This window comes from Lachnoanaerobaculum sp. OBRC5-5 (genome assembly GCF_000296385.1).
Lineage (GTDB): Bacteria > Bacillota > Clostridia > Lachnospirales > Lachnospiraceae > Lachnoanaerobaculum.
This window is the reverse complement of sequence record NZ_JH815185.1, coordinates 430601-442735: the sequence shown is the minus strand read 5'-3', so window position 1 is coordinate 442735 and position 12135 is coordinate 430601. Positions and strand designations below refer to the sequence as shown.

The following is a 12135-nucleotide window of genomic DNA, read 5'->3' as shown; positions in this document are numbered from 1 at the left end:
TTATTTTATATAATACAATGATACAACTTATTGTTATTATTTACAAATAAGAGTGGGTTAAAATCAACCCACTCTTACATTTAAAAAGTTTTAAATTTCTACAATCAAGCCTCAACTCCCCGGACTTCAATTTGCGTAAGTGCCGGGAACGGAGATTCTCCCTCCGCCTTTATAAGCTTTTCAAGCACAAGGCTTTTTATTTTTCTTTCCTTTATCAAAAAACACTGTGGCTTTTCAGATTTCTCAAGTTTTAGAGTTTCACTGCTGCCGTCATCAAAATTAATATCTGCACTTACCCAGTAATTATCATGGGGATAATCGGCTCTCAGTGTAAGTCTTATTTCATTTACAAGTACTTCTCTTCCAAAATCTAAGGTAAGAGCCGCTTTAGGATCTCTGTTAATACCCCAACTCTGATAAGGATATTTACCGTGAGAGGAGTTTGCATACATTCCGTCTATCGCATTTCTTGCCGCAAATACCGCCTCACCTCTGGTTTCCACATTAGCTGATGCATGAGGATAAAATGTATTATTCTCGTGTTGGTCATAAACATTTAACGCAAGGTTTTTTACTTTACTTATCTCCTCATCGGTAGCATATCTTGCCTCAATATAATGGATCATTCCTGTAAAGCTCTTCGGTGAATAATTCGGTCTGTTATTTGCAGGAGGAATAAAAAATTCAATGCTCCTGCCCGGAATATAGATAAATGCCTCTCTCATACTGTCCTCAAAACGTACGACACAATACCTCCCGGCTTTATCCGTATCAAGTACTATTCTGTCTCCATCCATGTATTCACTGCAATACACAAGCTCCGCTTTATTATCTCCCTCAAAGCCGCAGGCTCTTTCTATCTCTCCCCTACCTACTATTTTCAGTTTAATCATATCTACTCCTATTAAAGTACAAAAGTTGCTGCTACTACCAATACATTTTCCAATCAGGTCTTGAAAGTCTTGTAAGAGCCTCCATAAAGAAATAATCTCCCCAAATTACACACTCGTCTACTCCGCTGTTTTTACAGGTATTATAAGGTGTTTTCTTTGCATATGTTCCATGTAAAAGCTGACCGTTTGATATACTCTTATCTTTAACCTGATAGTTCTTTATAAGAGAATACATAATTTTCTTTGCAACTGAAGTATAGTAAGCTTTGCTTTCTTCATCCAGATATTTACTCATTTCCAAAAATCCGCATACAGCTATTGCAGCTGATGATGAGTCTCTTGGCTGTTCATTTTCATCTCCGTCACCGAAACTTAGATCCCAATATGGACAAAGATCTTTCGGCAGATGTTTTAAAAAATACTTTGATACTCTCTCAAAATATTTTATATATTCCTTATCTCCCGTATTCTTATATGCAATGGCGGTTCCATAAATTCCCCATGCCTGTCCTCTGGCCCATGCGCTGGCATCCTTATACCCCTGACAGGTAGCACCATGAGAAAATTCTCCGGTATCCGGATCAAAGAATATCGTATGCCAGGTAGAATCATCATCTCTTATTATATGCTTCATCGTAGTAAGGATATGGTTTTTAGCTATCTTCGCATAATGCTCATCCTTTGTCACTTCACTAGCCCAATAGAGTAGCGGCACATTCAGCATACAGTCTATTATAAGTCTGGCATTATCTCTTGCCCACATTTCTCCCCACGCCTGTATATACTTACCTTCAGGACGATATCTGCTGCAAAGCTGATCTGCCGCCTTTATTGCCGCCTCCTTTGCATTTTCATAGGAAATCAGGCTGTAAGCTGCCACACAGGACGGTATATAAAGAAATCCCATATCGTGATGGTCTATATAATGTCTTATATTTATTCTCTCCAAAAAAGAATCTACCTGTTTTTTCCCTGCTGTTTCAAAAATTTTTTTGTCCTTCTCAGTTTTGGCATTTTCATATGAAAGCCATACTTCACCTGTCCAAAATCCGCTTGTCCAGTCGGTATTAATACCCGGTGTATAAAAATTTCCCTCACTGTTTGCCGCCGGAAAATGCTCTTCAAATGCAGGTAAATTATTCTTCACCTGTTCCATACACATATCCAGAGCCTCATTAATCATACTGTCGGTGGCTTCCGGGTATTTATCCAATAAATTAATATCAATCCATTTATCCACTTAATTAATCTCCTTTTAATACTACCATTTGAGTACTGTCATATATCCGGGATTTTTATGTAATTCGGCAACCATAGTTTGTCCGAGTCCATATACTCCTCTTATACCGTTTAAGTCACTATGATTCCCGACATCATTTTTAATAAGAACTACCCCGTATTTTTCTTCATTTCTTGTAATCACATATCCTTGAGCTGTATCATTTGAAAGCATAAGTTCATAGGCAAAATTGTATACATCTTCTTTTACGATCTCTATTTTCCGGTTTTCCACGCTTTTTACAATCACTGTAGTTAAAAAGTAAGAGCCTTTTGTATTTACTTTAAGAGCAGCGGTTTCTTCTATTTGATTATAATGTCTTGAAAGTGGCGAAGTAGTAATTTCAGGTAATACCTCACCTCTTTCATCAAAGCTAATTATACTGAATTCACACTTTTCTCCTTGCCCTATTATCACATTATTTTCTGCTTTTAAACTAATATTATTTCCGAATGCAAAATGCTGTAATAAGTCATTTTCTTTATTTCCTATAATTTCATCACTTATGATAATGATATCTGATGTCGGTGCTACAATACGCCTTCTAAGAAGCACATTCAAATCCATATATCCGCAGTGAAAGCCTTCAAATAACAGATGGTTTTCCTTAAAAACAAAAGTATTTCCCATGGAAGGAGGTAAACTTTTATAAATCCATGAATCCTTGCACTCTGCATATTCACTGTTATTTATAATGGGTACATTGTGAACCTTACTCCCCTTAAGTCTGTATCTTTCCTCTACATCTTTGTATGTAAAACGTCCGCTGTCCCTAAGTATTGCCTTACCGTCAAACCAAAGTTCCATATGAAGTTTATCCTGATGTCCGTGCCCTCCACCAAGGCTTGTGTTTCTAAAATAAATAAAGTCTGAACTCTCATTGTAAGAGTCTCTCCATATCGCTTCACCGCTTTCATGGCATGCTACAAGGCCTCCGGAAAGTCTTTTTCTTTCTAATTTTCCATAGAATACTATTCCCTCAGTTCCAAAAAGCCATGCACTTTCAAAGTCAAGCTCCTTATATCCTGCAAATTTAAGCGAACTGTCTTTAAACAATAATGCCGCCCTGCTTAACAGATCTCTTACATCGGTATCGTCCGAATCTCCTGTCAAGATTTGATGACGATTTGGATAAGTATGATATAAAGTAGCAAAGGCCATATTTTTTATAATATTTTTTTCATCTTCCGAAAAAACTTCGTCATTATAAAGCTTAGCAACTCTTAAAACCTCAAAATATGCATCCAAGACTTCATTATGATACATTGGAGATGCTTCCCATTGCATTCCGTCATCATGTATCTGTGTATGAAGCGCCATCTTCAGAAAATAAATAGCTTTCTTTTTATAATCATCGTTTTTGAGCACCTGTGAAAGTACATATAAACCTGCATACTCCATTACTCCCCAGTTGCTTTTTATTGAAAATCCCTCTTTAGGATTTGTGGCCAAATGATTTGCATGTACAGATAATGCCATGAAAAACTTTTCTTTTATTTCATCCGTAATAAGAGGATGAGATGTGAAAAAGGACATTGCCCTTACCCAGTAGTCTGTACGAAGACCTGTCTCAAGTGTCCTCCAAACTTTTGAGTCGGCATTTTCAATATCGATATTTTCATTTATCCAATTAAGCAGCTGATTTAGAAAGGTTTTTACATATATATCATTTTGTTTGATCCAAAACGCCTGCCCCAGACATATCCAATACCTGTGTCTGTTTAATTGAAAAATAAATTCTTCATCTTCATTAAAGGAGTAATTCCACTTTATTTTTTCACCAAAATTTACCGGTTCATTTGTAGCTTCCATATCCCAGGGTAATCTGAAAAGAAATGTATTCTCTGTAAGTTCATCTGCGGTTTGAAGAACAATATCTCTCATATCTTTGCAGTTACTGTTACAAAAATCCGCAATTTTTTTATACTCATCTTTTTTGAATGCAAAATGTTCTTTAAAATCATCCCACAACAAATCTATATTATTCATAGTTCACTGTTCCAGTTTTTACAAAAACCGTCATTTTGACGCTTCAGCCATTTAATAACTTCTTCTTCAAGGTTCACTGCAAGCTGTTTATTTTCTTCGAGTTCTAAATCAATAGTTGTTTTCTGCAACGGATCATTTTGTATATCATAAAGATATCTTTTTGGATTAGAGATAACATCATAACCCAGCTCCATAACATAGGTATATTTTCTTGTTCTAACACCACGCCATCCATACTCGGCAGGATTCTTACCCGCTTTTTTAAATTTTTCTACAAAATCCGCTCTGCCGGGGCATGCCATAATAAAGCTTACCCTATCCTCATTCTCATCACCTTTAATAAATTTGGCACAGTCCTCGCCTTCAACTGTTTCCGGTATATCACAACCTAAAAGTCCCAAAACCGTAGGCATCATATCCTGACTTCCCATACATGTAGAACATCTCTTATTATTGTTTCCCGGTACATGTACTACAAAAGGAATTTTTATTGATTCCTCGTACCAGACATGCTTGCCCATCAGTCCATGTGAGCCCATCATATCCCCATGATCCGCCGACAAGATTACAAGAGTATCTTCATACAGATTATTTTCTTTCAGATAGTCAATCAATCTTCCAAACTGCTTGTCAAGACCGCTTATAGCAGCATAATACTGCTTTGTAGTGAGCCTTAATTCTTCTTCACTCATTGCGGCATTTTCACCGGTATGATGATGAATATTTTCAAAGATAACATTTCCCTTTAACTCCACATCATTGTACAGTTTTAAGTATTCATCCGGAACTTCACTGTATACACTATGTGGAGGATTCCAAGATATATACATGGCAAAAGGCTTTGATTTGTCTCTTATTTTTGACAGATATTCTATCGCCTTATCAGTTTCGTGCTCAGGTGACCATTTGTTTACCTTAATCATCTCATCACTGTCATGCCAATAATGTGGAGATAAATGCATATCATAAGTACCGTATGAGTACCAATAGTCAAACCCATGCCTTCTTACTCCCGGAGGAGTATATGCGTCCCAATCTCTTGCACCTGACTTTGGAAATTCACAGATATTTTGCTCAGGTTCATCTAAATGCCATTTCCCTATATATGCGGTTTCATAACCCGATTTTTTCAGTACCTGACCTACACAAATCTCTTCATCTTTTAATCTTAAAGATAATCCCTTCTTACAGTTTGTAAAAAATCCCGATGACAGCGGATATTTTCCGGTCATAAGACCGGCTCTATGAGGAGAGCAAACCGGAAAAGTGCTGAAAGTATGGTCGCAATAGGTTGACTCTTTGCAAAAATTATCCATATTCGGAGTTTTAACCGGATCTTCCTTTGCATATCCCATCGCTCCGGCTCTCCATTGATCTGCAAAAACAAACAATAAATTCATATTGCTATCCTTCCTATCCCTTCACTCCTCCGGTTATTCCACCGATAATCTTCTTTGAAAGTCCGATGTAGAGTATAAATGTAGGAATAAATACAATTATTACTGAAGCAAATAAACCTGACCAGTCACCGCTGTATTTCATTCCGTTTATCATTGAGAATAATCCAAGGGCTACAGGTCTTAGTTTCTCTGAATTTACAAATAAAAGTGAAAGGAAATATTCATTCCATATTGCTATGAAATTAAAAATTGTTACCGTTACAACTCCACCCTGAGCCAGTGGGAACACAATCATCCAAAAAGCTTTTATCGGATGACATCCGTCTATAGCCGCCGCCTCTTCATAGGCACTTGAAATATTGGCAAAGTATGCCATAAGAAATGTAGTTGTATAAGGTACCTTTATAGCTACAAACAAAACTATAAGTACAATCCTGTTTGAAAAAGCATTACCAAGTAAACCTGCTCCTGCCACCAATGTATACAAAGGTATTATTACCATTATAAGAGGAACACCCATAGTTCCTGCCAATGCGGAGGTAAGAAATTTTCTTCCCTTAAATTCAAATCTTTGCAAAACATAGGCATATGGAGCACATACAAGAATAATAAATACACAGGATAAAACCGCATAAATGAGTGAGTTTACAAAAAATACGGAAACATTTGATGATACCCATGCTTTAACATAGTTCTCAAAATGAAGTCCTGTTTTAAATCCTAAAATATCTCCTGAAAATATATCTGCAGTAGTAGACAAACTTGCAGCCACTACCCAACCTAAAAGCACCGCAGTAAAAGCAACCCAAAGTATCAGTATTATATATCCGGGTAACAGTTTAATCTCTTTTGACAAGTTAAAAGGTGCGGATTTTTCTTTGTTTTTCAGCATTTTCATAATCTAACCTTTCTTAAAATTCCAAATCATCATCTTTAAGAACTCTATTGGCAACTCTAAATATAATTATTACCAAAGCGCAAAGAATTATACCTATTGCCGCACCTGCACCGGCATCACGAGAAATCATATCGGCAGTTTCAGCTCCAAATACTTTGGTATACATATAAACCATAGGAACCACTGTTGATGTATCTGCGGTTAAAGGTGAGAAAAGCTGTGACCATATAAAGAATCCTGCAATACTTATTGACCACATAATAATATTTGTTCTTAAAATTCCTCTTAAAAGAGGCAGTGTTATATGAAAAAACTGTTGGACCTTATTTGCACCGTCTATGCCTGATGCTTCATAGTATTCCTTACTTATTCTTTCAATTCCGCTAATCCATATAAGCATATGATGTCCTATCATTCCGAAGCAGTAAGAAAATAAAAGTGCATAGAATTTATGCTCAGCATCCAGCCACTGTATTTTTGCCAGACTCTCCAAACCGATCATTTTAAAAAATGTTGTAAAAAATCCATAGGAGGAATTAAAGGCATATTGAATCCACATTGTAGCCATAGCTACCGCACTGATTACATTCGGCAAATATATTGCCGCCTGAAAAAATCCCTTTCCCCTTATTCCGCTTGTCAAAATGATAGCTATCAATAAAGAGATTGAAAGTGTAACTATACCTCCAATCGTCCATATCTTCGCTATATTGATAAGCGACTGTATAAACAATGGGGCATTAAACAAATCTACGTAATTTCCTAAGCCTCTAAATTCCCATTTGTTTATCGGATCCGTAATTTCCACTATCGTAAAAAAGCTCATAATTACGGTTCTTATTATCGGGTAAATAAATACTCCAAGAAACAATATTGTTCCGGGAATAGTAAATGCCCAAATCATACTTTTATTGCGTTTCATAAATATTTTCCCTTCTGAAACAGGCAAGAGCCCGGCTTTTAGCTTATTATCTTAAATTCAGTAATTATTTAAAAAGGCAGGTCAAATAACGACCTCGTTACCCACCTGCCCTCTTTCATTCATTTAGAATTTATTTTCCTGCCGCCTTTTTCATATTTTCAACAAATTCAGCACCTGTAATCTTACCTGAGTAAAGCTTAATTAAGTTCTCCTTTAATGCCGGTGTGATCTCCGGATTGCTTTCCGCACCACCCATGATCTCTGTGCAGTTCTCAAAGTATGGCTTTACATCAGCCAACTGCTCAGGCCATGAAGGATTCTGTGAATCCGCGGGAAGACTTATACTTTCCTTAGCAAGCTTCTCGTCATATTCGCCTCTTGTCATCTTCTCAATAAATCCGAATGCAGCTTCTTTATTCTTACATACTGAAGTAATAGCAAAGCTCTGTCCACCGATCATCATAGCTTCTGTGCCGTTAATTCCGTTATTAACTTCAGGATATCCGAAAAATCCCCATTCAAAATCAGGTCCTGTAATATTTTTAACTTCGTTAACAACATATGTTCCTACAGCATACATTGCAACCTTACCTGTAGCAAATTCTGTATTCTGTCCTGTAGGGAATACATTTGAAGCCACAAGTTCTGAGAAATAACCCTTTGAGGCAAGCTCTGCCAAGTCATTAGCTGTTTGTAAAACTTCAGGTCTGTCCCACTCATTGTTGTTAATTGTTTCCTTTAAACCTTGACTTCCTACAAGTCTTCCAAGATGCATACCGAAAGCCTGTGGTACATATGCATCATCAGTTGTAATCGGAGTTATTCCGGCATCTTTAAGCTTTTGACATACTGCAAGGAACTCATCCCAGTTTGTAGGTACCTTCTCAATACCTGCCTCTTTGAACAGCTTTTTATTGTAAAAATAAGCGTTTGCCTTGAACTGATATGGAATCTCTTTAAGCACACCTTCATTATAGCTTCTGAAAAGCTTCATCATTGTAGGGTTTGAACGAGACTCATAATCACTTTCTTTAACCAGATCCTCAAGACTTATAATACGATCACCGTAATTGCTCTTATTTCCCTGTCCGTCAAAGAAGTCAACCTGCTGTTTTGCATCAAGTGCCGGAATCAAACCTTCTTTAATTCCCTTACGTCCTTTAAACTCTACCTCAATTTCTACACCGGTTTCTTTTTCATAAGCTTTTATAGCCTCGGCGATAACAATTCCCTGCGGCTCTGTAGCTTCCCAGTTTGACCAGTATACGAGCTTAACTCCGCTGTAATCAGGTCCTTTAGCTTCACCATCCTTTGACTCACCGCTTGTGCCCTCGCTTGATGCTTGAGCTGCTGTAGTACTTTCCTTGGCTGAATTGTTACCACAACCTGCCAGTACCGACATAATCATTGCGCCGGAAATTACTGCAACTCCAACCTTTTGTAAAAACTTTCTCTTCATATAATCCTCCTTGAATATGTATATTCACATATTTTATTAAACTGTATTCCCCTTTGGAAAACAGCAAATATAGTTCTAAAAAATTCAATCCGCACAGAGATCCGCATTATTTTCAAGAGCGATATCAATTCTGCATGGTATAACATCAGGTACAGACATGTTTTTTATTAAGCAATCCACCATAATCTTAAAAGCCATATATCCTTTATCATAAGGATTTTGGTCTATAACCGCCGACATCCTCTTCTCTTTTAAAAATTCCAAGGTTTCTTCATTTAAGTCGGTACCGATTATAGGTACTTTTTTATTCTTACCATGTTTTTCAAGTGCTTCAACAAATGCCCTGTTATCATGAGAGGTAAGTGCATATATAAGACATATATCACTGTACTTATCAAGCGCCTCACAGGCATTTTTATAAAGTTCGCCTCTATGATCCATATTTCTTGTATATCCTGTTACAAGTTCTATTATCAATTCCGGTTTGTTTTCTTTTATATAATTACAAAAGCTTTCCAAACGTCCCTCATGTATCTTTGAATCTTTACGTCCACAAGAAACAAGTATTCTTCCGTTACCTTGAGTAATAAGCCCTGCAAGCTCGGCTGCCACTTTACCCACCTGTATTTCTCTTGGCGGAATGCTGATGAGACCTTCAGGAATTTCGATATGATCGTCTATAACAAGCACTCTCATATCCTTTGCCAACATCCTTTGAAACTGCATGAGTACCTCAGATGCTCTTGTGAAAGAAATTGTAATAACGCCGCCATATTCATTTGGTCCCTTATCGGCAATCTCTTTTAACTGCGCAAGTTGCTCTTCTTCGTTATCACATACAAAAGGACTTATTTCTATATTCAGTCCTTTAAGCTCCTGTGCACCTTTGTTAATGCCAAGCCATAAATAATCAAAATAAATCTTTTTCTCCCATTTGTCCTTTGGAAGCACTACAGCAACTTTACTTGTTTTTCTTTTTATTGAGGCTGCAGCATAATTTTCCACATACCCCATTTCTTTTGCCGTTTCCAAAATCTTAGAACGAAGTTCGTTGCTTATCCCTTCTTTTCCTCTAAGTGCTCTGTGAACCGAAACAGCCGATATACCCAATTCTTTTGATATATCCTTTATGGTTACCTTTTCTGAAGCTTTTTTCATAAATAATCTTTCTCCAATCTTTTAAAATCAAAGCCGGATATTGAGTTAAATTATCGTTTGCGTAACCGTTTACTTATGTGGTAAGTATATACCCAAATCACTTTAATGTCAATATTTTTATTTATATTGTATAAAATGATTTTTACTTTAGAATATGCCTTATTTGCATCCGGAATATAATCATATTTATCTTAAACTATCGGATATTTCAAGTATTTTATCATAATGAGCATCAAAAAATATCTTATATGCTTCACAGAAATAATTACTGTATAATCTTGTATCAAGATTTAAATCTCTATTGCGCTGACATCCGCCTCTGCATACTTTGTAATATTTACAATCTTTGCAAGTATTATCCAACTTAAGAGACTTTTCTATAAAGCCGATTTCCGACCTCTTTTTATTGATATCATCCATATTATTTTCATTGAAATTCCCAAGGAGATATTCATCCATAGCATAAAAATCACATGGATAAACACTTCCGTCAGCTTCCACTACCGTCTGAATACCACATACTCCATTCTGCTCACAGGATTCCGCCATATATCCTCCTGCGAGATTTATATAATTTATAAACTGCCTGTTGTATGGATCTTTTCCATTTTTATAATCTTTGTACCACAGCTCAAATAAATCAATTAAAAACTTTCCATAAACTTTTGGTCTTAAGGAATAAAGCTTTTCTCCACGTACTTCATTTATCGGATCAAGACATGCTATGTACTGTTGGTACTTCCATCCCTGCTTATTATACAATCTGTAGATATCTGAAATATTCTTTGCCAACTTAGATGTAACCACTGTAAGAATATTATAATCCACCTTATGCTTATCAAGCAGATTTGCCGAATTTATTATTCTGTCAAAAGTATCGTCTCCTGTTTTCGTATGTCTATAAGAATCGTGTATTTCTCTTGTACCGTCTACCGACAAACCTATTAAAAAATTGTTTTCCTTAAAAAAAGAACACCATTCATCTGTAAGGGCAAAACCGTTTGTCTGAAGGGCATTAGTTACTTCTATATTATTTTTATTGTACTGTTTTTGATAAGCTAATGCCTTTTTGAAAAAATCAATACCACATAAGGTCGGCTCACCTCCCTGGAAAGCATAATGTATACTCCCCTCCGCCCTAAGCATGGTTTTTCTGATTGTATTTTTCAAAGTCTTTTCAGACATAAATCCATAGGAATTTTGCAAACGCTTACTTGCCTCATCACAGTAAAAACAATATTCACAAGACATATTGCATAGACCTGATGCAGGCTTAATTAAAACAGTTATTGGGGGCATGTAGTCTCCTTTTTGTTGGTGTGAGTTTCAGGTCAAACTCTTTTTCAAGTAATTTATCAACTTCATCTGCAGAATATATTTTTCCTGCTTTTATAGAAGCATAACCTTTCTTAAGCTCTGCATCAAGTTGCTCTCTTGTCATTGTAGCAACAGATAACGGTATAGATTTATCTGTCATAGTAGCACCTCCATTTTCTCATAAAACTATTGTAATAATTATTTCTCTACCACAACATAACTTCCGGTTTTATAATGTATATTTGACTTTTCATACCTAAAACCCTCATCCTTAAAGGCATTCAATAAAGTATGCATAAAAAATCCATGTGTTATGATTATAGCGTCTTCCCCATCCCTACAAAGTATATTTACAAAATTTTTTGCACGTTTTTTTGTAATCAATCTTCCTTCAATCTGTCTTCCAATGTTAAAAAGCCACTGAATCCGTCCTGCAAAATTCCAAAACCACAGAGGTAATTTAATTTTTGAATCAAAAGCTGACCTTAAAGGCACCTCATCTATCAATCCTGTTTGTCTAAGGTGGGTTTGTCCGAATATACTTATAGCAGTCTCTCTACTTCTGGGCAATGTACTTATATAAATATTTTTATGATTAAAATACGGTAAATCTTGCTCAGTGTATTCGACAAAAGAGCTATCGTATTCTTTGCAGGCTTTATTAAATTCATCTGAGGTATACCATTTTTTCCATATATATTTTACTCTTGAATGACGCATAATAATTACTTTCATGATACCTCCCGAGTAAGTTATAAGTACATTATTATTTAATAGCTAAATCCGGCAGTTTTAAATATATTATAAATAGCTTTAGTTT

Annotated in this window: 11 protein-coding genes; all 11 read right to left on the bottom strand. The window is 36.1% G+C overall.

The genetic code is table 11. The features are described 5' to 3' along the window. Positions 1–104 precede the first annotated feature (104 nt). On the bottom strand, positions 105–893 hold the full coding sequence (locus HMPREF1135_RS02070) for a hypothetical protein (RefSeq protein WP_007591448.1): 789 nt from the start codon (positions 891–893) through the stop codon (positions 105–107). 34 nt (positions 894–927) lie between these two features. Continuing rightward, complete coding sequence (locus tag HMPREF1135_RS02065; protein ID WP_007591447.1) at positions 928–2133, bottom strand: glycoside hydrolase family 88 protein; 1206 nt, start codon at positions 2131–2133, stop codon at positions 928–930. 21 nt (positions 2134–2154) lie between these two features. Then, the gene (locus tag HMPREF1135_RS02060) at positions 2155–4161 is read right to left on the bottom strand and encodes a heparinase II/III family protein (protein ID WP_007591445.1); all 2007 of its coding nucleotides are present in this window, start codon (positions 4159–4161) and stop codon (positions 2155–2157) included. Further along, the gene (locus HMPREF1135_RS02055) at positions 4158–5561 is read right to left on the bottom strand and encodes a sulfatase family protein (RefSeq protein ID WP_007591443.1); all 1404 of its coding nucleotides are present in this window, start codon (positions 5559–5561) and stop codon (positions 4158–4160) included. The genes HMPREF1135_RS02060 and HMPREF1135_RS02055 overlap by 4 nt, the downstream gene beginning before the upstream one ends. Positions 5562–5574: 13 nt before the next feature. Beyond that, positions 5575–6459 (bottom strand): carbohydrate ABC transporter permease, encoded by an 885-nt coding sequence (locus HMPREF1135_RS02050; RefSeq protein WP_007591442.1) that lies wholly within the window; start codon positions 6457–6459, stop codon positions 5575–5577. A 13-nt stretch (positions 6460–6472) separates the two neighbouring features. Further along, positions 6473–7381, bottom strand: a complete 909-nt coding sequence (locus HMPREF1135_RS02045) for a carbohydrate ABC transporter permease (protein WP_007591440.1) — start codon at positions 7379–7381, stop codon at positions 6473–6475. Between the two features lie 130 nt (positions 7382–7511). After that, positions 7512–8840, bottom strand: a complete 1329-nt coding sequence (locus tag HMPREF1135_RS02040; protein ID WP_007591439.1) for an ABC transporter substrate-binding protein — start codon at positions 8838–8840, stop codon at positions 7512–7514. Positions 8841–8924: 84 nt separating this feature from the next. Next, the gene (locus tag HMPREF1135_RS02035; protein ID WP_007591438.1) at positions 8925–9998 is read right to left on the bottom strand and encodes a LacI family DNA-binding transcriptional regulator; all 1074 of its coding nucleotides are present in this window, start codon (positions 9996–9998) and stop codon (positions 8925–8927) included. Between the two features lie 186 nt (positions 9999–10184). Then, a complete protein-coding gene (locus tag HMPREF1135_RS02030; RefSeq protein WP_007591436.1) occupies positions 10185–11297 on the bottom strand; it encodes an anaerobic sulfatase maturase in 1113 nt (370 codons plus the stop codon). Continuing rightward, a complete protein-coding gene (locus tag HMPREF1135_RS02025) occupies positions 11272–11475 on the bottom strand; it encodes a hypothetical protein (RefSeq protein ID WP_007591434.1) in 204 nt (67 codons plus the stop codon). The genes HMPREF1135_RS02030 and HMPREF1135_RS02025 overlap by 26 nt, the downstream gene beginning before the upstream one ends. A 38-nt stretch (positions 11476–11513) precedes the next feature. Beyond that, positions 11514–12050 (bottom strand): hypothetical protein, encoded by a 537-nt coding sequence (locus tag HMPREF1135_RS02020; RefSeq protein WP_007591433.1) that lies wholly within the window; start codon positions 12048–12050, stop codon positions 11514–11516. Between the last annotated feature and the right edge of the window lie 85 nt (positions 12051–12135).